The sequence below is a fragment of the Acidovorax sp. NPDC077693 genome (assembly GCF_044542805.1).
GTDB lineage: Bacteria > Pseudomonadota > Gammaproteobacteria > Burkholderiales > Burkholderiaceae_C > Acidovorax.
This window is the reverse complement of record NZ_JBITVD010000009.1, coordinates 178,653-199,332: the sequence shown is the minus strand read 5'-3', so window position 1 is coordinate 199,332 and position 20,680 is coordinate 178,653. Positions and strand designations below refer to the sequence as shown.

The 20,680-nt window shown below is 68.5% G+C and carries 18 protein-coding genes; 11 read left to right on the top strand and 7 right to left on the bottom strand.

The features are described 5' to 3' along the window. Positions 1 to 171: 171 nt before the first annotated feature. The 3 genes from ACIGHN_RS14685 to ACIGHN_RS14675 all read left to right on the top strand — a co-directional run bounded on the left by ACIGHN_RS14685 (position 172) and on the right by ACIGHN_RS14675 (position 3,199). The gene (locus ACIGHN_RS14685) at positions 172 to 1,824 is read left to right on the top strand and encodes an FAD-dependent oxidoreductase (protein ID WP_396504975.1); all 1,653 of its coding nucleotides are present in this window, start codon (positions 172 to 174) and stop codon (positions 1,822 to 1,824) included. 19 nt (positions 1,825 to 1,843) lie between these two features. Beyond that, the gene (locus ACIGHN_RS14680) at positions 1,844 to 2,125 is read left to right on the top strand and encodes a DUF2783 domain-containing protein (protein ID WP_396504974.1); all 282 of its coding nucleotides are present in this window, start codon (positions 1,844 to 1,846) and stop codon (positions 2,123 to 2,125) included. A gap of 105 nt (positions 2,126 to 2,230) precedes the next feature. Next, positions 2,231 to 3,199 (top strand): Bug family tripartite tricarboxylate transporter substrate binding protein, encoded by a 969-nt coding sequence (locus ACIGHN_RS14675; protein ID WP_396504973.1) that lies wholly within the window; start codon positions 2,231 to 2,233, stop codon positions 3,197 to 3,199. A gap of 180 nt (positions 3,200 to 3,379) precedes the next feature. Here ACIGHN_RS14675 and ACIGHN_RS14670 read toward each other — a convergent pair whose 3' ends face one another. From ACIGHN_RS14670 to ACIGHN_RS14660, 3 genes are read right to left on the bottom strand one after another with little or no spacing between them, the layout of a single operon-like run. After that, positions 3,380 to 3,943 (bottom strand): DUF2062 domain-containing protein, encoded by a 564-nt coding sequence (locus ACIGHN_RS14670; RefSeq protein WP_396504972.1) that lies wholly within the window; start codon positions 3,941 to 3,943, stop codon positions 3,380 to 3,382. 7 nt (positions 3,944 to 3,950) lie between these two features. Further along, complete coding sequence (locus tag ACIGHN_RS14665) at positions 3,951 to 4,112, bottom strand: hypothetical protein (protein WP_200912460.1); 162 nt, start codon at positions 4,110 to 4,112, stop codon at positions 3,951 to 3,953. A gap of 19 nt (positions 4,113 to 4,131) precedes the next feature. Next, positions 4,132 to 5,115 (bottom strand): TerC family protein, encoded by a 984-nt coding sequence (locus ACIGHN_RS14660; protein WP_056172726.1) that lies wholly within the window; start codon positions 5,113 to 5,115, stop codon positions 4,132 to 4,134. Between the two features lie 154 nt (positions 5,116 to 5,269). Here ACIGHN_RS14660 and ACIGHN_RS14655 point away from each other — a divergent pair, with 154 nt between their 5' ends. Next, on the top strand, positions 5,270 to 6,175 hold the full coding sequence (locus ACIGHN_RS14655; RefSeq protein WP_396504971.1) for a LysR family transcriptional regulator: 906 nt from the start codon (positions 5,270 to 5,272) through the stop codon (positions 6,173 to 6,175). Positions 6,176 to 6,456: 281 nt separating this feature from the next. On the opposite strand, the gene ACIGHN_RS14650 is transcribed toward ACIGHN_RS14655, so the two are convergent. Both ACIGHN_RS14650 and ACIGHN_RS14645 read right to left on the bottom strand, forming a co-directional pair. After that, entirely contained in the window at positions 6,457 to 7,785 is a 1,329-nt protein-coding gene (locus tag ACIGHN_RS14650; protein WP_396504970.1) for a sulfatase, read from the bottom strand. Positions 7,786 to 8,108: 323 nt separating this feature from the next. Further along, on the bottom strand, positions 8,109 to 9,062 hold the full coding sequence (locus ACIGHN_RS14645) for a tripartite tricarboxylate transporter substrate-binding protein (protein ID WP_396504969.1): 954 nt from the start codon (positions 9,060 to 9,062) through the stop codon (positions 8,109 to 8,111). 129 nt (positions 9,063 to 9,191) lie between these two features. Between ACIGHN_RS14645 and ACIGHN_RS14640 the strand changes: the two genes are divergently transcribed. The 7 genes from ACIGHN_RS14640 to ACIGHN_RS14610 all read left to right on the top strand — a co-directional run bounded on the left by ACIGHN_RS14640 (position 9,192) and on the right by ACIGHN_RS14610 (position 18,012). Continuing rightward, positions 9,192 to 9,731, top strand: a complete 540-nt coding sequence (locus ACIGHN_RS14640; protein WP_056172716.1) for a MarR family winged helix-turn-helix transcriptional regulator — start codon at positions 9,192 to 9,194, stop codon at positions 9,729 to 9,731. Positions 9,732 to 9,898: 167 nt separating this feature from the next. Next, on the top strand, positions 9,899 to 11,479 hold the full coding sequence (locus ACIGHN_RS14635; protein ID WP_056420180.1) for an MFS transporter: 1,581 nt from the start codon (positions 9,899 to 9,901) through the stop codon (positions 11,477 to 11,479). A gap of 152 nt (positions 11,480 to 11,631) precedes the next feature. Beyond that, a complete protein-coding gene (hemE, locus tag ACIGHN_RS14630) occupies positions 11,632 to 12,744 on the top strand; it encodes a uroporphyrinogen decarboxylase (protein WP_396504968.1) in 1,113 nt (370 codons plus the stop codon). A 718-nt stretch (positions 12,745 to 13,462) separates the two neighbouring features. Next, a complete protein-coding gene (gene priA / locus ACIGHN_RS14625) occupies positions 13,463 to 15,616 on the top strand; it encodes a primosomal protein N' (RefSeq protein ID WP_396504967.1) in 2,154 nt (717 codons plus the stop codon). Between the two features lie 108 nt (positions 15,617 to 15,724). After that, the gene (locus tag ACIGHN_RS14620; RefSeq protein ID WP_396504966.1) at positions 15,725 to 16,765 is read left to right on the top strand and encodes a type IV toxin-antitoxin system AbiEi family antitoxin; all 1,041 of its coding nucleotides are present in this window, start codon (positions 15,725 to 15,727) and stop codon (positions 16,763 to 16,765) included. After that, the gene (locus tag ACIGHN_RS14615; protein WP_396504965.1) at positions 16,746 to 17,639 is read left to right on the top strand and encodes a nucleotidyl transferase AbiEii/AbiGii toxin family protein; all 894 of its coding nucleotides are present in this window, start codon (positions 16,746 to 16,748) and stop codon (positions 17,637 to 17,639) included. Before ACIGHN_RS14620 ends, ACIGHN_RS14615 begins: the two co-directional genes overlap by 20 nt. A 91-nt stretch (positions 17,640 to 17,730) precedes the next feature. Beyond that, a complete protein-coding gene (locus tag ACIGHN_RS14610; protein ID WP_396504964.1) occupies positions 17,731 to 18,012 on the top strand; it encodes a cupin domain-containing protein in 282 nt (93 codons plus the stop codon). A 178-nt stretch (positions 18,013 to 18,190) separates the two neighbouring features. Here the strand turns inward: ACIGHN_RS14610 and ACIGHN_RS14605 are convergent, their stop codons facing one another. Continuing rightward, entirely contained in the window at positions 18,191 to 19,144 is a 954-nt protein-coding gene (locus ACIGHN_RS14605) for an AEC family transporter (RefSeq protein WP_396504963.1), read from the bottom strand. A gap of 185 nt (positions 19,145 to 19,329) precedes the next feature. Then, positions 19,330 to 20,523: an ABC transporter substrate-binding protein gene (locus ACIGHN_RS14600; protein WP_082486058.1), complete on the bottom strand. Its 1,194-nt coding sequence runs from the start codon at positions 20,521 to 20,523 to the stop codon at positions 19,330 to 19,332. Between the last annotated feature and the right edge of the window lie 157 nt (positions 20,524 to 20,680).

Here is a 20,680-nt window from a genome sequence, read left to right as displayed (position 1 = left end):
TGCGCGCCTTCCCCCTCCTCTCGCACCGCTGCGCGCTGTGGGACGGGGGACGACGCCCTCGCTGCGGGGCAGCCCTGGCTTGGCGTCGCTCGCTGGGGGGCTGCGCCAGTTGCACAGGTCCGTTCCCAGAGCAGCGCCCGGTTCGATCCAAGACACAAAGGTCATGACGCCATGAACCCCAGAGACATCCCTCCCGAGGCCTTCCACGCCAGCGGCGCCGAGGTGCAGGCCATTGAATTCGGCTACGTGCGCTCGCCCGACCAGGACAGCGCCACGCCCGCGCAGCACCCCGTGGTCATCGTGGGTGCGGGCCCCGTGGGCCTGTCGCTCGCCATCGACCTGGCGCAGCGCGGGCAGCGCGTGGTGGTGCTGGACAACGACCACAAGCTGTCCACCGGCTCGCGCGCCATCTGCTTTGCCAAGCGCACGCTGGAGATCTGGGACCGCCTGGGCGTGGGCCAGCGCATGGTGGACAAGGGCGTGTCGTGGAACGTGGGCAAGGTCTTCCTGCAGGACGAGCAGCTGTACGAGTTCAACCTGCTGCCCGAGGCCGGCCACGAGCGCCCGGCCTTCATCAACCTGCAGCAGTACTACGCCGAGGCCTACCTGGTGGAGCGGGCGCTGCAGCTGCCGGGCATCGACATCCGCTGGCACAACCGGGTTACCGCCGTGGCGCAGCACGGCGACGGCGCGCTGCTGACCGTCGACACGCCCGAGGGCGACTACCGCATCGGCGCGCAGTGGGTGGCCGCGTGCGACGGCTCACGTTCGCCCCTGCGGCAGGCCCTGGGCCTCGAGAGCAAAGGCCGCATCTTCAAGGACCGCTTTCTCATCGCCGACGTGAAGCTCGCAGGCGGTGCGGAGTTTCCGACCGAGCGGTGGTTCTGGTTCGACCCGCCGTTTCACCCCGGCCAGAGCGTGCTGCTGCACCGCCAGCCCGACAACGTGTGGCGCATCGACTTCCAGCTGGGGTGGGACGCCGACCCCGAGGAAGAAAAGAAGCCCGAGAACATCCTGCCCCGCGTGCAGGCGCTGTTGGGGCCCCACGCGCAGTTCGAGCTGGACTGGGCCAGCGTCTACACCTTTGCCTGCCTGCGCATGGACCGCTTCGTGCACGGCCGCGTGGTGTTCGTGGGCGACAGCGCCCACGGTGTCTCGCCCTTCGGCGCACGCGGCGCCAACAGCGGCGTGCAGGACGCGGAGAACCTGGCCTGGAAGCTCGATGGGGTACTGCAAGGCCGGGCCAGCGCTGCACTGGTGGCCACCTACGGCCCCGAGCGCGAATATGCGGCCGACGAGAACATCGCCAACTCCACACGCGCCACCGACTTCATCACGCCCAAGAGCGAGATCAGCCGGCTGTTCCGCGACGCCGCACTGCACCTGGCCCGCGACCATGCGTTTGCACGGCGCATCGTCAACAGCGGGCGCCTGTCGGTGCCGGCCACGCTGCATGCGTCGCCCTTGAACACGCCCGACACCGACGCCTTCGCGGGCCCGCAGGTGCCGGGCGCCGTGCTGCTGGACGCGCCGTTGACGCGGCAGGGCCAGCCCACCTGGCTGCTGCGCGCGCTGGGGCCGCAGTTCACGCTCATCGTCTTTGGCGCGGCGCCTGGCTGGGCGCTCGAAGTACCGCAGGTGCAGGTGCTGCAGATCGGCGTGGAGGTGCAGGACAGCGAGGGCCTGGCCGCGCAGCGCCTGGACGCCCTGCCCCACACCGCCTACCTGGTGCGCCCCGACCAGCACGTGTGCGCGCGGTGGCGCATGCCTACCGAAGCCGCCGTGCGCGCCGCCCTGGCCCGCGCCACGGCCGCCCACGCCTGACACCACGGAGCCCCCAACCATGCTCAACACCCAGCCCCACCTGCAGGCCTGCGACGATTTCTACGAAGCGCTGATCAACGCCCACCAGGGCCTGTCCACCCCCGACAGCCACGCCATGAACGCACGCCTGGTGCTGCTGCTGGCCAACCACATCGGCGACCACGCCACGCTGTGCGACGCGCTGCGGCTGGCACGCGGCGCGGCAGGCCTGAAGACGGCCACCGCAACGCCAACCGCAACACCCACCGAGGCAGACCACCAGGCCATCACACCGGTCCTGCCTACGCACGCCATGGCCTGAACGCCGGCCCGCACAGCACCCTTTCCCCCGGCCGCAGCAGCATCGCAAAGACGGTGCACTGCGGCCTCTGCCCCGACCGCATCACAACAACCCGGAGACAAAACCATGCTGCGCAAACACTTCCTCGCCACCCTCGGTGCCCTGGCACTCACCACGCTGGCCCTGCCCGCCACGGCCCAAGACACCAAGCCGCTCGAATGGGTGGTGGGCTATGCGGCCGGCGGCGGCTCCGACATCGTGGCGCGCACGATTGCCGAGTCGATGTCGGCCACGCTGGGCCGCCCCATCATCATCAACAACAAACCCGGCGCGGGCACCAACATCGCGGCCGAATACAGTGCGCGCCACAAGGACTACGGCAACCTCATCTTCTCGGCCGACTTCGCCACGCTGGCGGCCAACCCGTTCCTTTTCAGCAAGCTCAGTTACAACGCCGAGAAGGACTTCCAGCCCGTGGGGCTGCTGGTGCGCTTCCCCATGTTCCTCGTGGTGTCCAACAACGTGCCCGCCAAGACCTTGAAGGAGTTCATGGCCTGGGCCAAGGGCCTGCCCGACGGCGTGAACTGGGCGTCCGCCGGGCCGGGCAGCCCGCACCACCTGGTGGGTGAATTGTTCCGCGAACAAAGCGGCCTCAAGCTCACGCACGTGCCCTACCGCGGCGCCGCCCCGGCCATCCAGGACGTGATCGGCGGCCAGGTGCCCGCGATGTGGATCGACAGCGCCACGGTGTACCCCTTCCTCGCGACCGGCAAGGTCCGGGCCATCGGCGTGGCCAGCCCGCAGCGCGTGGGCACCATGCCCGATGTGGCCACCATCGCAGAGCAGGGACTGCAGGGTTTCGAGGGCTATGCCTGGCAAGGCGTGGTCGCCCCCACCGGCACGCCGCCCGAGGTGGTGGCGAACTTCAGCAAGGCCTTGCAGGCCGCGCTGGCCGACACGCGCACCAAGGCGCGCCTGCAGGCCCTGGGCGTGGAGCCCATGCCCGGTACCGCGGCTCAGATGGGGAGCTTTGCGCGTGCCGAGCGGGAGAAGTGGGGGCGGGTCATCACCAAGGTGGGCGTAAAGCTTGACTAACCCCACTGATTGAGCCCCCTGAGCGGCTGCGCCGCTTCCCCCTCAAAGGGACGCCTCCAGCGGCCCGGCGAAGCCGGTTCCACGGTGGCACTGGCGATGGCCGGGCGCCAGTTTCGCAGCTTGTGGACTTCAGGATCTGCGGTTTAGCGCTTCGGAAAGTGGGCAGCGCCGATTCGCCCGTTACGCAGCGGCTGATCGGCAGCGTGCCAGCCGGCGCTTGCGCTGCAAAGCAGGGGCCAGCCACATCAGTTGCACCGCGGCATAACCCAGCGCCGCGAGCAGCAGTCCCAGTGTGGGCAGGCCGACGAGCAGCGGCGTGCCCAGGGCCTGGATCCACGCCGCCATCGCCTGCACCGAGAAATCGCCGCCCGGTGCGACGCTGCTCCACGGCGGCAGGGTTTGCGTGCCGGGCATCACCAGCGCCCCCAGGTAGAACGCCAGCGCATACAGCGGCACGGTGGTGAACGGGTTGGTATAGAAGGTGGCCACAGACCCGGCCACCACGTTGCCGCGAATCCCGGCGCACACCACCAGCGTGCCCGGGATCTGCAGCGGCCCGGGGATGAGCCCGCAGAACATGCCCGCTGCCACACCGCGCGCCAGCGGCTCGCGCTGAAAGCGGAACAGCGCGCGCTGCTCCAGCCAGGGCCGCAGGCTGGCCAGCCAGCTGCGGTCCAGGTGGGTGCGGGCCCGCGGTTCCAGGCCGCGCAGCCAGCGGCGCAGGGAGCACAGCATGGACATCATCGCGCGGTCAGTTCCAGGCGAAGGCCGCTGCCGTGCCCGCGCCGCACAGGGCCGACAGCCCCATCAGCAGGCGCACATCACGCTTCTCGTTGCCCGCCCGGTGGGCGATGACGGTGGCGGCGACGAGGCCGCCCAGGAGAAACAACAGTACAGAGTCCAGCAGTTCCATGGTGTGCGCTTCCTTGCGGTCAGTCCTTGGGTGGCAGGGCTGGCGCAGGCTGCTGGGTGTTGCCACCCGAGCTGCGCAGCGACAGGAAGATGGAGCCTGCGATCAGGCCGGCCGTCACCAGCAGGGCGTAGCCGATCGGGATCTTGACCAGGTCGATGAGCAGCATCTTGCCACCGATGAAGATCAGTACCAGCGCCAGGCCGTAGGCCAGCAGGTGGAAGCGGTCCGCCAGGTCGGCCAGCAGGAAGTACAGCGCACGCAGGCCCAGGATGGCGAAGATGTTGGCCGTGAGCACGATGAACGGGTCGTTGGTGATCGCGAAGATGGCAGGGATGCTGTCCACCGCGAAGATGATGTCGGTGGTGCCGATGAGCACCAGCACCACGAACAGCGGGGTGTAATGCTTCACGCCGTTGACCAGCGTGGAGAGCTTCTCGCCGTCGAACTGGTCGGTGATGCGGATGCGCTTCTTCAGGAACTTGAGCACCGGGTTGGTCGCGATGTCAGGCTCCTGGCCTGCAGCGAACCACATCTTGGCACCGGTGACGACGAGGAACGCGCCGAACACGTAGAGCAGCCAGTGGAAGGTGGCCAGCAGCCAGGCCCCCGCCAGAATCAGCAGCGTGCGCAGCACGATGGCGCCGATGATGCCGATGATGAGCGCGCGCTTTTGGTACTGCGGCGGCACGGCGAAGTAGCTGAACAGCATCAGGAAGACGAAGATGTTGTCGATCGACAAGCTCTTTTCCACCAGGTAGCCGGTGATGAACTGCATCGACACCGTGTTGGCCACCTCGCGGCCCTGGCTGCTGTCGAGGTACCACCACAGGATGGCCACGAACACGAAGGCCAGCGAGAACCACAGCAGGCTCCAGCGCAGCGCCTCTTTCATCGTGACCTTGTGCGCCCCCTGGCGCTCCATCACCAGAAGGTCGACGCCGATGGCGACGACCACGAAGACGGCGAATCCCGCCCACATCCACCAGGTTCCTATTGTTTCCATGAATCTTTGCTCCGAAGGGAATTGGTTCGTCTGCCGGGCGCCCCACCCGGCAACAGCCCGCACTGTAGGGATGCAAGAGATTCTTAAAAACCTGTCATATTGATACCATTGGTTCGGTTTTTACGAACCTTTGCGATTTCTCCCAGGAAACCCCATGAGCCAGAGCTTCAACTACCGCCATCTTTTCTACTTCTGGGTGGTGGCCAAGGAGGGTGGCATCGCGCGCGCCGCCGAGCGGCTGGACATGGCCGTGCAGACCATCAGCGCCCAGGTGCGCGAGCTGGAAAAGGCCCTGGGCGTGAGCCTGCTGCGCTCCGAGGGCCGCAACCTGGTGCTCACCGACGCGGGCGTGGCCGCGCTGCACGAGGCGGACCACATCTTTGCCCTGGGCGAGCTGCTGCCGGTGCGCGTGCGCGAGGCCGCCACCGGCCAGACGCTGCGGCTGAACCTGGGCATCTCCGACGGCATCGCCAAGCTGGCCGTGCACCGGCTGCTGACCCCCGTGCTGGACGAACCCCACCTGCGCCTGCTGTGCCACGAGGGCGAGTTCCAGCCGCTGCTGGGCGAGCTGGCGCTGCACAAGCTCGACGCGGTACTGGCCGACCGCGCCGCCCCGCCCAACCCCGCGCTGCGCACCACCAGCCAGCTGCTGGGCACGAGCGCCATCGCCTGGTATGCCCCGCCGCTGTGGGCCGAGGCTGCGGCCACGGACTTCCCGCACAGCCTGGCCGTGGTGCCCGTGCTGCTGCCCACCGACCACGCCGCCATGCGCGCCCGCATCGACCACTGGCTGGAGCGCGAGCGCATCCGCCCGCGCATCGCCGGCGAGTTCGAGGACAGCGCCCTCCTGAGCACCTTCGCCGCCACCGGCATGGGCGTGATGCCCGCCCCCGTGTCGCTGGGCGAGCACCTGGAACACACCCACGGCCTGGTGCAGGTGGGCACCACGCCGGATGTGCAGGAACAGTTCCACCTGATCTACAGCGCCCGCAAGGTGATGCACCCGCTGCTCACGCGGCTGCTGGAGGCGGGGAAGAGCGGGACGCTATTGAATCAATAGCTGGTGGCGCTTGTCTATCAAGCGGTAGGGGCCTGAAACGCTTAAAAACATTTCACCCGCATCGCCCCATCCGGTTGGGGTGAGCGCGTCGAAGCCAGGGCCTGGAAGGGGCCGCCCTTCGGCCAACTCGGCGGGAGCGGGCATGGGCTCCAAGATTGCGCAGTTCGTGCAAGGCTTCGACAGGCTCAGCCCGAACGGATGTTGGTTGAACGGCGCTCCGGCTGCCAAAACTGGCGCGCCCCCATCCCAGTGCCACCGAGGCGCGCAGCGACTCAGGGGGATTACCTCCCCGGCATGTCCTTGACCGAATAACCCAGGCTCACCGTCGCATCTTCGGGAATCGCAGGCATCGACGCATTCCACGCCTCCCACGCCGCGCGCATGGACTGCAAACGCTCCGGTTCCACCGGCGCGCGGTTGGCGCGCTCGCGCTCGTCCTGGGCCAGATTGAACAGGTAGTCGTTGCCGTCCACGCGCAGGTACTTCCAGTCGCCCTGGCGCATGGCGCGCTGGCCGCGGTGGTTCATTCGCCAGAAGAGCGCGGGTTCGTGCAGCACCGACGGGTCGCGCAGCAGCGGCATCAGCGAGCGGCCGTCGAGCGGGTAGTCGGGCGCAGCGGCCACGCTCGCTGCATCGAGCATCGTCGCGGACCAGTCCATGGTCATGCAGGTCTGCGGGCTCACGCTGCCCGGCGCGATCACGGCGGGCCAGTGGGCGATCCAGGGCACGCGGATGCCGCCTTCGGTCAGGTCCATCTTGCCGCCGACCAGGGGCCAGCTGTCCGAGAAGCGCTCGCCGCCGTTGTCGCTGGTGAAGACGACCAGCGTGTCGCGGTCGATGCCGTGCCGCTGCAGCGCGGACATGATGCGGCCGATGCCTTCGTCCATATGGTGGATCATGCGGCGGTAGGTGTCGATGTTGCCGCCGTGCAGGTGGAACAGGTTGCCCTTGACCTCTTGCGCCAGCGCATCGTCGTCACGCGTCTCCCACGGCCAGTGGGGCGCCGTGTAGTGCAGGCTCAGGAAGAACGGCGTGCCGGCCTGCGCGCCTGGCGCCATGCGCTCCACGTAGTCGAGCGCGTGGTCGGTGATGAGGTCGGTGAGGTAGCCGTCCTGCTGCTTTTCCTCGTCGCCCAGGTACAGGTCGTGCTGGCCGCCCGAGCTGCAGTGCGTGAAGTAGTCCACCCCGCCCGACATGGGGCCGAAGAACTCTTCGTAGCCCGAGCGCAGCGGCCCGAATGCGGGCGGGTAGCCCAGGTGCCACTTGCCCATCAGCGCCGTGCGGTAGCCCGCTGCGCGCAGCAGCGACGGCAGCGTGGGGTGATCGGGCGGCAGGCCCAGCGTGGTGCTGCCGCGGCTCTTGCTGTTGATGGGTTCCTCGGCCGCGCCGCGCAGGCGGTACTGGTAGCGCGCGGTCATCAGCGCAAAGCGCGTGGGCGAGCAGACCGGTGAATTGGAGTAGCCCTGCGTGAGCTTCAGGCCGCGGGCGGCCAGGCCGTCGAGCACAGGCGACACGGCACCGAAGCTCGCGTCGCGCCCGCCGTAGCAGCCCAGGTCGGCATAGCCGAGGTCGTCGGCGACGATGAAGATGATGTTGGGGCGGTGGGGCATGGGGCTGTACCGGGTTGTCGGGTCGCAATCCATTTACTGCCACCACACCGACCGTTCGGGCTGAGCTTGTCGAAGCCTTGCGCAGCGCTTCGACAAGCTCAGCGTGAACGGGTAAATGGTGTTGGGAGGTGGCGGCGAAGGTGGTGGCAGAGGCGGGGTGTATGTGGGAGCTTGTCGGTAGCGCTCGGCGATATCGTCAATACCGTTCGGGCTGAGCCTGTCGAAGCCTTGCGCGGCGCTTCGACAGGCTCAGCGTGAACGGTTGGTGGTGGTGTGTGGTGCGCGGCGTTTGACGTTTGGCGCTTGGCGGAAGCGCAGTTCCCTCAAGGCTTGAAGCCCGAGCGCTGCACCACCGGCGCCCACTGCGCGCGGTACGCCTTGAGCATCGCTTCGGTCTGCGCCATGGTCGCCACCACCGGCTCCATCTTGGCCGCCTCGAACTTGCGCTGGGTGTCCGGGTCCTTCATCACCTCCACGATCAGCCCGGCCAGGCGTTCGGCCTGGGCCTTGGGCATGCTCATCGGGGCGAAGAAGGTGTTCCAGCCGGTGGCGGCCAGGTCCATGCCGCTTTCCTTGAAGGTGGGGATCTTGGTGTCCAGCGGGCTGCGCTTGGCGCTCGACACGGCCAGGATGCGGATCTTGCCGGCTTCGTGCTGGGGCAGCAGGGTGTCGAAGGTGTCGAACGCCACCGGAACCTGGCCGCCCAGCAGGTCGTTGAGCAGCGGGGCGGAGCCGCGGTAGCCCACCACCTCGGCGCGCACCTTGGCCGCGTCGCCCACCATCAGGCCGAAGAAGTGCGGCAGGCTGCCCGTGGCCGGCACGCCGAAGTTGGCCTTGTCGGGGTTGGCGCGCAGCCAGGCCATCAGGTGCGGCAGTTCCTTGACCGGCACGGCGCTGGCCACGGCCACGCCGAACTCGTAGCTGTTGACATGGCTCACGGGGCGGAAGTCGCGCTCGGGGTCGTAGCCCGCGTCGGGGAACACCAGGGGCGCCACCAGCATGACGGCGGGGTTGGCCAGCAGCAGCATGGGCTGGTTGGCGGGCGCGGCCTTCACGGCCTGGGCCGACAGGCGGCCGCCCGCGCCGGTCTTGTTCTCCACGATGACGGGCGTGCCGAGCTTGGAGCCCAGCTTGTCGGCCACGATGCGGGCCACGCGGTCGGTCGCGCCGCCGGGGGCGTAGCCGACCACGATGCGCAAGGGCGTGTCCTGCGCCTGGGCCAGGGTGGCGCACAGGGCGAGCGCGGCGGTCAGCACGAGGGCGAGGGGTTTTCGCATGGTCGGGTCTCCAGGCAGGGGCAGTGGCAAAGGACAGGCAGGCAGCGCGCGAAAGAGCATCGCCGCGCGGCCCACTGTATTGGGCCCACAATCGATTGATCTAATCAATTCATGCCCGGAGATACCCTGATGCCCGCGCCCTCCCCGGCCACGCCAGCGGCCAGCCGGCTGGCCGACCCGCTGGTGGCCCACGACCTGCTGATGTACCGCCTGAACCGCCTTCTGGCGGTGGCTGGCAGCCTGGTGGTGCGGCTGTGCGAAGGCGGCTACGGCATCACCCGGCGCGAATGGGGCCTGCTGATGGTGCTGGCGCAGCACCCGGGCCTGCCGCCGGCGGAGCTGGCCCTGCGCCTGGGGCTGGACCGGGCCCGCACCTCGCGCGCCATCACCTCGCTGCTGGCCAAGAAGCTGCTCATCCGCGAGGCCATGCCGGGCGACCGCCGCCAGGCCGTGCTGTCGCTCACGCCTTCCGGGCAGGCGGTGCACGATGGGCTGTTCCCGCAGGTCAAGGCGCTCAACCAGGAGCTGCTGGCCGGGCTGGACGCGCACGCGGTGCAGAGCCTGGACCAGGCCCTGGCCGACATGCAGCAGCGCGCCGAGGCGCTGGTCGCCACCCGCACCGACGTGCCGCGCACCTACCGGCTGCGCGGCGGGCGGCACACAGATTGAAGGGGATGCGCGCCACACTGCCCCAAAACAGGGAACCGGCGATATCCTCCAGAGCGGGGCTCGCGGCCACAAGCTGCTGAGCGCACCCCACGACGATAGACGACCGCACCACGACGAACCCGCGGCCGACCCCGGCCTGCCCACACCCACCGCCCCACCCTCCATTCATGTCGCAGCCATCAACCTCTTTGTGGAGCCCCTTGCGCCAACCAGCATTCCGGGGCCTGTGGGTCTGCGGTGGCGTGTTCTTCATCGGCAGCGGCATGCAGACCATGGCCGCGGCCTGGCTGATGGTGGAGCTCACGGGCTCCTCGTTCCTGGCGGCGCTGGTGCAGACGGCGGTGTTCATGCCGATGTTCCTGCTGGCGCTGCCGGCGGGCGTGCTGGCCGACACGACGGACCGGCGGCGCCTGATCTCGGGCGCGCTGCTGGCGCAGGTGGGTGCCAGCGCGCTGCTCACGCTGCTGGTGCTGGGCGGCTGGGGCGGGCCGGCGTCGGTGCTGTTCCTGGTGTTCATCTGCGGCTGCTGCACGGCGGTGCTGACGCCCGCGTGGAACTCATCGGTCATCGACCCGGTGCCGCGCGACGAATGGCCGCAGGCCATCACCGCCGTGAGCATTGCCTACAACGCCGCGCGCGCCATCGGGCCCACGCTGGCGGGGCTGGTGTTTGCCCAGCTGGGCGCGGGGTGGGTGTTTGCCGTCACCGTGACCACCACGCTGGTGATGTGGGAGTCGATCCGCCGCTGGCCGCCCAAGGCCCACCCGCCCTCCAAGCTGCCCGCCGAACGCCTGTGGGGCGGCACGCTGAGCGGCCTGCGCTTTGCCTGGCACTCGCGCATCATCCTGGCCCAGCTGGTGCGCGTGATGGCATTCAGCGCCGCGGGCTCGGCCCTGTGGGCGCTGCTGCCCGTCATCGCACAGCGCCTGGGCACCGGGGCGCCGGGCTTCGGCCTGCTGATGGGGTGCCTGGGCACCGGTGCCGTGGCGGTGGGCCTGGTGCTGGGGCGGCTGCGCGCGCGCTTTGGCATGGAGATCATCGTGGGCGTGGGCGGCGTGGTCTTTGCCGCGGCCATGCTGGTCGCCGCCATGACCAAGATCGCGTGGGTGGTGTACATCGCCATGCTTTTCGCGGGTGCGGCGTGGATGTCGGCCATGTCCACCTTCAACACTGCCACCCAGGCCAGCGCGCCGCAGTGGGTGCGCTCGCGCGCGGTGGCCATGCACATGGTGGCGGCGCTGGGTGCGTTTGCGATGGGCTCGGCCTTCTGGGGGGCGGCGTCGGACATCGTGGGCCTGGCCCCCACGCTGTACACGGCCGCCGCGCTCATGGGGGCCGGGCTGCTGCTGGCACGGCCCATGCCGCTGCGCATGGGCGCGCTGCACGAGGTGACGCAGGCCACGCCCTGGGACGAACTCTTCATCGAGGCCGAGCCCCTGCCCGAGGCCGGCCCGGTCGCCGTGGAGGTGGGCTACCGCATCGCGCCCGGCACGGACGCCGAGTTCCTGGACACCATCAGCCGCATGAAGGCCCCGCGCCGCCGCGACGGCGCCACCTTCTGGCGCGTGTACAAGGACCTGGGCGAGCCATCGCGCTATGTGGAGCGGTTCATCGTCGAGTCCTGGGCCGACTACCTGCACCAGCGCGCCCGCGCCACCATGGCCGACCAGGCGCTGGAAACCGAGGTGCGCGCCTTCCTGGCGCCCGGCGAAGTAGTACGCATGTCGCACTACATCGCTGAAAGATAGCTTCCCCCTGAGCCGCTTCGCGTCTTCCCCCGAGGGGACCCCACCCGTGGACCGGCAAAGCCGGATCCACGGTGGCGCTGGCCTGGGGCGCGCCAGTGTCAGCCGCAGCACACTTTGCCGGGCCTTGCCGTCCACCCTGCGACAATTGCAGGATGAGCTTTGCCCCCCTCTCCAACGACACCTTCCTGCGTGCCTGCCGCCGCCAGGCCACCGACTACACGCCCTTGTGGCTCATGCGCCAGGCGGGGCGCTATCTGCCGGAGTACAAGGCCACGCGTGCCAAGGCGGGCAGCTTCATGGGGCTGGCCACCAATGTGGACTACGCCACCGAGGTCACGCTGCAGCCCCTGGAGCGTTTTCCGCTCGATGCGGCCATCCTGTTCAGCGACATCCTCACCGTGCCCGACGCCATGGGCCTGGGCCTGTCGTTCGCCGAGGGCGAAGGCCCGCGCTTTGCCAAGGTGGTGCGTGACGAGGCCGCTGTGGAGCAGCTGGCCGTGCCCGACATGGACAAGCTGCGCTATGTGTTCGACGCCGTCACCAGCATCCGCAAGGCCCTGAACGGCCGCGTGCCGCTGATCGGCTTCTCGGGCAGCCCCTGGACGCTGGCCTGCTACATGGTCGAGGGCAAGGGCAGCGACGACTATCGAATGGTCAAGAGCCTGATGTACGCGCGGCCCGACCTGATGCACCGCATCCTGGCCATCAACGCCGACAGCGTGGCCGCCTACCTCAATGCCCAGATCGACGCGGGCGCCCAGGCCGTGATGGTGTTCGACAGCTGGGGCGGCGTGCTGGCCGACGGCGCCTTCCAGGAGTTCAGCCTGGCGTACACGAAACGGGTGCTGGCACAGCTCAAGCGCACCGGCGTGGACGGCACCGACGTGCCGCGCATCGTCTTCACCAAGGGCGGCGGCATCTGGCTGCCGGACATGAACGACCTGGACTGCGAAGTACTGGGCCTGGACTGGACGGCCAACCTGGGCCATGCCCGTGCCATCGTCGGCGGCCAGGCGGGCGGCCCCGGCAAGGCGCTGCAGGGCAACATCGACCCGAACGTGCTGTTTGCGCCCCCCGCGCAAATCGCCACCCAGGTGCGCCACGTGCTGGACAGCTTTGGCAAGCCCCACACCGACCGCACCACCACCGGCCCCACGCACATCTTCAACCTGGGCCACGGCATCAGCCAGTTCACCCCGCCCGAGCATGTGTCGGCCCTGGTCGAGGCCGTGCACAGCCACTCGCGCGCGCAGCGGCAGGGCTAGCCTGCCCGGCGGTGCTTCGGCGGCGGCCTGCTGGGCGCCGCCCTACCCCCAAGCCGGGCATCAAGCGGGGCCAGGCGCTACTTATGCACAAAACTGGAGCAGCGCACGCACCCCCTGCACGCTACGGCCAGGCGTGCGAGAAAAAGCGAAAAGATTCTCAACCGCCACGTAAGTCATTGATTTCAAAGGAATGCACTGCGTTGCATTTTTTGCAGGCAATCCACCGAAAGCACGGCGTTTCAAGGGCTTGCGAGGCAAACACAGGGGATATCAACAAAGTTATCCACAGAAATTCTGGATTTCTTACAAATTCCCAGTCAAATCAAGCACTTGCAGGCCAAACCGCACAAAACGTCGAGCATGCGCCACCGCCGCTAGCACAAAAATGGGGCTGTTCCGGGGCTTGACGCCGGATCGATGTTCGACTTATGCACACAAATCTTGATGCGGCGCAGCATTGCGCAGTAGCCGGGCCATAGCACAGAAAATGCGGTCAAAATTCTTCAGATGATTGATTCATAACGATTTTTTCGAGCTGCCAATTTTGTGGGCAATGTGTTCCGGGCCAGTATTCATGCGGCTTGGCGGGGCGTCCAGGCAGGATGTCAACAAAGTTATCCACAGAAAGTCGGGATTACTCCCCACCCACAGCAAATCAAGCACTTAGCCGTCAAACCTCTACATCGCCTGCACAAGCACGTGTAACTGTCCAACACCCGTGACCACCCCTTCCACCATCGTCCATGTCGCGCTGCACACGCCGTCCCATAGCGGCGTGGGGGACCTGCTCAGCTATGCCAGCGAGCGGCCCTTGCCGCCTGGCACGCTGGTGCGGGTGCCCCTGGGCAAGCGGGAGGTGCTGGGCGTGGTGTGGGACGCGCAGGATGCGACCGGAGAGCTGCCCGAAGGCGCGGCGATGCGCTCGATTGCGGGGGTGCTGGAGGGTGTGGAACCCCTGGGCCTGCCCTGGCGCCGGCTGGTCGCCTTTGCGGCGCGCTACTACCAGCGCGCCCTGGGCGAGGTGGCCCTCGCAGCCCTGCCGCCGCAACTGCGCGACCTGCAGCCCGATCAACTGGCGCGGCGGCTGCGGCGCCCGGCCAAGAGCACGGCAGGCGGCGACGCCGCCAACGCTATTGAAACCATAGCACTCACCGCAGAGCAGGAAAGCGCCAGGGCCCGAATTTCATCCGAATCCGGCCCGTTTTTGCTGTTCGGCAGTACCGGCAGCGGCAAGACCGAGGTCTACCTGCGCTGCGTGCAGGAGGCGCTGGAGGCCGACCCCACGGCGCAGGCGCTGGTGATGGTGCCCGAGATCAACCTCACCCCGCAGCTCGAAGAGCGCTTTACCTCCCGCTTTGCGCCGCGCTTTGGCAGCCAGGCGGTGGTGTCGCTGCACAGCGGCATGAGCAACCCGCAGCGCCTCAAGAGCTGGCTGGCCGCGCACAGCGGTGTTGCCCGCATCGTGCTGGGCACGCGCATGGCGGTGTTCGCCAGCTTGCCGGGCCTGAAGATCATCGTCGTGGACGAGGAGCACGACCCCAGCTACAAGCAGCAGGAAGGCGCCCGCTACTCGGCGCGCGACCTGGCCATCTGGCGCGGGCGCGAGCAAGGCGCCAAGGTGCTGCTGGGCTCGGCCACGCCGTCGCTGGAGACCTGGCACGCCAGCCGCCCGCCCACGGCGGAGGACCCCGAAGGCGGACGCTACGTGCGCCTGGCCATGCCCAGCCGAATCGGCGCCGGCGCAGGGACAGATGGGGGCGCGGGCGCCCCGGCCCGGGTGCGCCGCGTGGACATGAACCAGCAGCCGCGCCGCGCGATCTTCAGCGCGCCGCTGCTGGCCGCCATCACCGAGCGCGTGGCGCGCGGCGAGCAGAGCATGGTGCTGCTCAACCGCCGGGGCTACGCGCCCGTGCTGCACTGCGCCGACTGCGGCTGGAAGAGCGACTGCCCGCACTGCAGCGCGCACCAGGTCTTCCACAAGGCCGACCGCACCCTGCGCTGCCACCACTGCGGCTACACGGTGCGCGTGCCCCGCGCCTGCCCCACCTGCGGCAGCCCGGACATCCATTCCATGGGCCGGGGCACCGAGCAGCTTGAAGAACAGCTCGGCGACCTGCTGTCCGAGGTGCTGCGGCCCGACCGCACCCCCGCCCGTATCGCCCGCATCGACGCCGACACCACCAAGGCCAAGGGCTCGCTCGAAGCGCAGCTGGCCCAGGTGCATTCGGGCGAGGTGGATGTGCTGGTGGGCACGCAGATGATCGCCAAGGGGCATGACTTTCGGCGCATCACGTTGGTGGCGGCTGTGCAGCCCGACGGGGCGCTGTTCAGCAGCGACTTCCGGGCCCCCGAGCGCCTGTTCGCCCTGCTCATGCAGGCCGCCGGCCGCGCGGGGCGCGACGCGGCCTACATGGCGGCCCAGGGCACGCAGTGCGAGATGTGGGTGCAGAGCTTTCACCCGCAGCACCCGGTGTACGAGGCGCTGCGCACCCACGACTACCCGGCCTTTGCCGCCCAGCAGCTCCAGGAGCGCGAAGAAGCCGCCATGCCGCCGTTCGCCTTCCAGGCCCTGGTGCGCGCCGATGCCCGCACGCAGGAGGTCGCACAGGGCTTTCTGACCGCCGCCACGGCTGCGGCCCATGCCGCCGCATTGCCGGGGCTGGAGGCTGTGACGCTGTTCCCGCCCGTGCCGCTGACCATCCAGCGCGTGGCCAACGTGGAGCGCGCCCAGATGCTGATGGAAAGCAGCAGCCGCGCCGCCCTGCAGCGGTTTCTGGCCGCGTGGCAGCCCGTGCTTCAGGTCACGCGCAGCGCACCGGAACATAAGGGGTTGGTGCGATGGCTGGTGGATGTGGATCCGCTGGTGATCTGATTGTTCATTTTTATGTTTTGTTCACGTTTCACGAACAGAACAATATATTGAACAAAACAATGCGTTCAGTTATTCTCGATGTTCACACTGCGTGAACACTTTAAAAATATGAACACCCAGACGACCCTGAGCGACGCCATCGCCGCACTCCAAGCAGAAACAGGGGTGCGCATGGAGCGGGCTGCCATCCACCAGGTCAGGGAAGAAGCCCCCGGCGACGCATCGCCCGATGCCTGGCTGGACGTGATCTCGCCCCAGGCTCAGCCCGTCCGCTTTGCGGCCGAGATCAAGGCCGTCGACCGTTTCCACACACTGGGCACGCTCCAGGCCAGGGCCCGCCAGCGGCGCGAGCCGACGGTGCTGGTCGCGCCGTTCGTCACCGCCGAGGCCGCCCGGCAGTGCCGCAGCCTGGGCCTGAACTTCATCGATGCGGCAGGCAACGCCTACCTCGACGTACCGGGGTGCTTCGTGTACGTGACCGGCAAGCCCCGCCCCGAGAGCGCGCGGCCAGTGGGGCGGTTCAAGTCCCTCACACCAGCCGGACTGCGCATCGTCTTTGCGCTGCTGACCCGGCCTGCCCTCGCCACCGGAACCTACCGCGACATCGCGACCGCCGCCGACGTGGCGCTGGGCACCGTGGGGGACGTGCTGGCCGACCTGCAGGCACGCGGGCACCTGGCGCCGACCGAGCCGCGCCGCCTGCTGGCGCCCGGCGCGTTGCAGGAAGAGTGGGCCACGCACTTTCCGGTCAAACTGCGTCCCCGGTTGCACGCCCGGCGCTTCGCAGCGCCAGCCGCAGACTGGTGGAAAGGCGTGGACTTGCGCACGCAACAGGCCGTGTGGGGCGGCGAAGTCGCGGCCTACCACCTGACCGGGTATCTCGACCCCGAGCAACTGACTATCTACACCGCCAAGCCCGAAGCGCTGATCCTGAAACACCGGTTGCGCCCCGACCCCACCGGCGCCATCGAAGTGCTCGACACCTTCTGGCCCCTGGCCGAAGAGGCCGACGCTGCGAGCGCCACGGTGCCGCCACTGCTCGTCTACGCAGACCTGATGGCCAGTGCCGACCCGCGCAACATCGACACCGCCCAGCGCATCCGCGCGCAGTATCTGGACACCGGCCGCGATGCTCGAGACATCGCCTGAGCGCCCTATCGACCCGCTGCTGCGCGAAATCCTGCAGCAGGCCAGCACCGCAGCGCACAGCCTGGGCATCGACTTCTTCGTCGGCGGCGCGCTGGCCCGCGACCTGATGCTGTGGCATGTGCACGGCCAAAACACGGGTCGCGCCACACGCGACGTGGACCTGGGCCTGCACCTGACCGACTGGGCCGCCTTCAGCGCCATCAAGGACCAGTTGCTGGCACAAGGCACCTTCCACGAGCAAAACGGCATCGCCCACCGCCTGCTGTACCGGCCAGCCGGGTCGGCTTCGCACGGCGTTCCGCTCGACCTGCTGCCCTTCGGCGCCGTGGCAAGCCCGCAGGCCACCATCGCCTGGCCGCCGGAGCATGCGGTGGTGATGAACGTCGCGGGCTTTGCCGAAGCGCACCGCGCCGCCGTCGAAGTGGAGCTGGACGGAGCCTTGGTGGTGCGCGTGGCATCGCTGCCGTCGCTGGCGGTGCTCAAGCTGATCGCATGGCGCGACCGGTATCTGGACACCGCCAAGGACGCCACCGACTTTCTGCTGATCACGCGCCGCTATGCAGAGGCGGGCAACATGGACCGCCTGTACGAGACCGGCACCGCCCTGCTGCTGGCCAGCGACTACGACCCCGACCTGGCAGGCGCCATGCTGCTGGGCCAGGACGCCGCTGCGGCCACAACGCAAGCAACCACCGCGCAGGCCGTGGCCGACATCCTGGACCGACGAGGACGCTGGCGCCAAAAGCTGGACGACCAGTTGCAAAGAGCCCTGCAACTGGCCGGCACCATCCCCGAGCGCGGGCCGCACCCGCTGCAGCATGTCGATGCGTTCCTGCAAGGATTTCTGCAAAGCCAGGGCCCGGCGCCGGATTGACCAACGCTCCGGCAGACACGCACCGCCAGCGTTGTGCGACGGCCCCTCGACTGCCTACACTGGAGCCTCACCACACAGACAAGAGACATCGATGGACCACCCCGATACGTTCACCCGCGCCCTGGCCGATGAAGGCTTCGAGCCCCCAGTCACCGTCACACGCGAGCCTGATGGCAGGCTGGACGACCACACGCACCCGTTCGAGGCCAAGGCGCTCATCCTGTCGGGCGAGATCCGCATCGTGACCGCAGGGTCGGACCGGCTGTACGGCGTGGGCGATGTGTTCCATCTACAAGCCCACGAACCGCATTCGGAGTTCTACGGCCCCGACGGGGTGAGCTACCTGGTGGGGCGCAAGCCGGCAGCGCCCTGAACACGCGGCACCGCCTGGCTGGCTTAACGGCTTCTGTGCGCCCCTCTGAGGCCGCTTGAGCCCGAAAGCGATGCCCCAGGCTGGATAGTCCACGGCGAGCACCGGGACTGTCTGGCATGCAAAAAATTGCCCCTCCCGCTCACCCCGCCTGCGCAAGCAGCTATACAAACAATAGCATTCAGGTCAGCAGCGCCACCGCAGCCGAAAAGCTGAGAAACGCGAGCGCCGTCGACACCAGGATGATCCGCGCCACGCGCCCGTTGTTGGCGCCGAACTTCTCGGCCAGCAGCGAGACATTGCTGGCGCTGGGCAGCGCGGCCAGCAGCACCAGCACCGAGAGCGCGAACGGCGTGAGCGGCACGCCCAGTGCGATGGCCGCCGTGCCCACAGCCCACACCAACAGCGGGTGCACCAGCAGCTTGGCCAGCGCCAGGGGCACGTAGTCGCGCGGGGGCACCTGTTCGTGCTGGTTCATCTGCGAGCGCGCCAGCACCGCGCCGATGGTGAACAGCGCCACGGGCGAGGCCGCGTCGGCCAGCATGGCGATGGTCTTGTCCACCGGGCCGGGCAGCTCAAAGTGCAAGGCCGAGGCCAGCGCACCCAGCGCAATCGACCAGGGCATGGGGTTGGTTGCCATGCCCCGGAAGGCGCTGCGCAGCGCCACGCCCACACCGTGGGTGCCCGCACCATCCAGGCGCGACAGCGCGATGCACAGCGAGCTGGTGACGACCATGTCCACCACGATGGTCACGATGGCGGGGCCCGCACTCTGCGCGCCCAGCAGCGCCACCAGGAGTGGCACGCCCATGAAGCCGGTGTTCGGAAAGGCGGCCACCAGCGCGCCGAAGGCCGCGTCGTTCCAGCCGATATGCGCCTTGCGCGTGAGGGCCACCGAGGCCCCCACCATGACCAGCGCGCACAGCACGTACACACCCGCCACGGCGGGGTCGAGCAACTGGCCGATGGGCGTGCTGGCGCCAAAGCGGTACAGCATGCAGGGCAGCGCGAAGTACAGCACGAAGGCGTTGAGCCCCGGGATGGCCGGCTGCGGCAGCACGCCGCGCCGCGCGGCCAGGTAGCCGCACAGCACCAATGCGAAGAAGGGGAAGGTGATGAGAAGGACGGAGAGCACGGGGGATATTGTCCGTGCTGGGCCGCGCAGCCGTGCAGGGCGCCCGCGCGGTGGTCAGCGCAAAGTCAGGCGGGTGCCATCACGCGCGGCGAAGCGGTTCTGGCCAGGCGCTGCGTCGCAGGCAGTACGAGTAAGTACTACGACAAGACGCGGCAACCACGCCAGAAGCGTTTTGTGAGCCGCTCTTACTGCTTGCGCTGGATGATCAGGTTGCGCTTGGCGTCCTCGGGGTAGGCGAAGGTGATGGCGCCGTTCTTGACCATTCCGATCACCAGCATGTTGCGCGTGATCGCATCCTTGTCCTGCAGGCTGAAGGGCTTGTCGTAGGTGGCGACGACGCCGTAGTAAGTCTTCATCTTGCCCTCCAGCGAATCCTTGACCGCCTGGCCCGACAGGTTGCCGTCGCGGATGCCGAGGAAGGAGTACATCAGCAAATACGTGGCGTCGTACGCGTTGGCCGCCGCCATGGGCACCGCCACCTTGCCCTGGTACTTGCGGGTGTAGCTCGACAGGAACGAGGCCCGGCGCTCGTTGCTGGGCTCGGCGATGAAGGTCTGCACCATGAGCGCGCCCTCGGCGGCGTCCTTGGCCCCTTCGAGGAAGAACGGGAAGGACAGCGGCCAGGCGCCCACCTGGGGCACCTTCCAGCCCATGGCCTTCTTGCCGTTGGCAATGGTCGCGTTCTCCGGCCCTACCGTGTAGCTGTAGACCACGTTGGCACCCGCTGCGCGGGCGGCGGTGAGGTCCGCCGTGAGGTCCTTCACGCCCAGGTCGAACCGCGCCACGTGCACGGGCTTGAGGTTCCTGGCGGCCAGGGCCGCCACCACGTCGTTGTAGCCACCCTCGCCGTAGCCCGTCTTGTCGGCAAAGATGGCCACCTTGTCCCAGCCGCGCTTGACGATGTCGTCCACCATGAACGGAGCCTGCAGCGCGTCGCGGGCCTGCACGCGGAAGATGTAGCTGTCGGCAGCCGGGTACTTGGTCGTCACCGCCGTGCCGGTGGAGCACGGCACGATGAGCGGGCTCTTGGCGTCCTGGAACAGGTCGATGGCCTTCATCGCCACGCCGGTGTTGCAAAAGCCGATGGTGGCGACGACTTTGTCGGCCAGCAGCTCCTGTGACACCTTGCGGCCCTGGTCGGGGTTGGCGGCGTCGTCCTTGACCACCAGCTCCAGCGGCCGGCCCAGGTAGCCGCCCACCGCGTTGATCTCGTCCACCGCGAGCTTGATGCCGTTGAGCATGGGCACGCCAAAGTCCGCCGACGGCCCGGTGAAAGGCCCCACCACCCCGATGCGCACCGCAGCGCTGTTGCCGCCCTGCGCCTGGGCCCGGGCGGGCTGCGCCAGGAAGGCCCCCGCCAGCAGGGCGCAGGCGGTCATCAGCAGGTACAGGGCACGCGAGGCACGGGTGCGCGTGCGAGCACTGGTGCGCGTGCGAGCACTGGTGCGCGGGGCAAAAGGCAGGGGCACGAGCAGGCGCGCAGGGGTCGATGCAGAGGGGGTCATGGTGTGGGCTCGTGATCTGATCGGTGGATGG

Bases quoted from the DNA above. Each gene is read 5' to 3' on its own strand.
- ACIGHN_RS14685 (WP_396504975.1), top strand. From the start codon at position 172: ATGAACCCCAGAGACATCCCTCCCGAGGCCTTCCACGCCAGCGGCGCC.
- ACIGHN_RS14680 (WP_396504974.1), top strand. From the start codon at position 1,844: ATGCTCAACACCCAGCCCCACCTGCAGGCCTGCGACGATTTCTACGAA.
- ACIGHN_RS14675 (WP_396504973.1), top strand. From the start codon at position 2,231: ATGCTGCGCAAACACTTCCTCGCCACCCTCGGTGCCCTGGCACTCACC.
- ACIGHN_RS14670 (WP_396504972.1), bottom strand. From the start codon at position 3,943: ATGATGTCCATGCTGTGCTCCCTGCGCCGCTGGCTGCGCGGCCTGGAA.
- ACIGHN_RS14665 (WP_200912460.1), bottom strand. From the start codon at position 4,112: ATGGAACTGCTGGACTCTGTACTGTTGTTTCTCCTGGGCGGCCTCGTC.
- ACIGHN_RS14660 (WP_056172726.1), bottom strand. From the start codon at position 5,115: ATGGAAACAATAGGAACCTGGTGGATGTGGGCGGGATTCGCCGTCTTC.
- ACIGHN_RS14655 (WP_396504971.1), top strand. From the start codon at position 5,270: ATGAGCCAGAGCTTCAACTACCGCCATCTTTTCTACTTCTGGGTGGTG.
- ACIGHN_RS14650 (WP_396504970.1), bottom strand. From the start codon at position 7,785: ATGCCCCACCGCCCCAACATCATCTTCATCGTCGCCGACGACCTCGGC.
- ACIGHN_RS14645 (WP_396504969.1), bottom strand. From the start codon at position 9,062: ATGCGAAAACCCCTCGCCCTCGTGCTGACCGCCGCGCTCGCCCTGTGC.
- ACIGHN_RS14640 (WP_056172716.1), top strand. From the start codon at position 9,192: ATGCCCGCGCCCTCCCCGGCCACGCCAGCGGCCAGCCGGCTGGCCGAC.
- ACIGHN_RS14635 (WP_056420180.1), top strand. From the start codon at position 9,899: ATGTCGCAGCCATCAACCTCTTTGTGGAGCCCCTTGCGCCAACCAGCA.
- hemE (WP_396504968.1), top strand. From the start codon at position 11,632: ATGAGCTTTGCCCCCCTCTCCAACGACACCTTCCTGCGTGCCTGCCGC.
- ACIGHN_RS14620 (WP_396504966.1), top strand. From the start codon at position 15,725: ATGAACACCCAGACGACCCTGAGCGACGCCATCGCCGCACTCCAAGCA.
- ACIGHN_RS14615 (WP_396504965.1), top strand. From the start codon at position 16,746: ATGCTCGAGACATCGCCTGAGCGCCCTATCGACCCGCTGCTGCGCGAA.
- ACIGHN_RS14610 (WP_396504964.1), top strand. From the start codon at position 17,731: ATGGACCACCCCGATACGTTCACCCGCGCCCTGGCCGATGAAGGCTTC.
- ACIGHN_RS14600 (WP_082486058.1), bottom strand. From the start codon at position 20,523: ATGACCGCCTGCGCCCTGCTGGCGGGGGCCTTCCTGGCGCAGCCCGCC.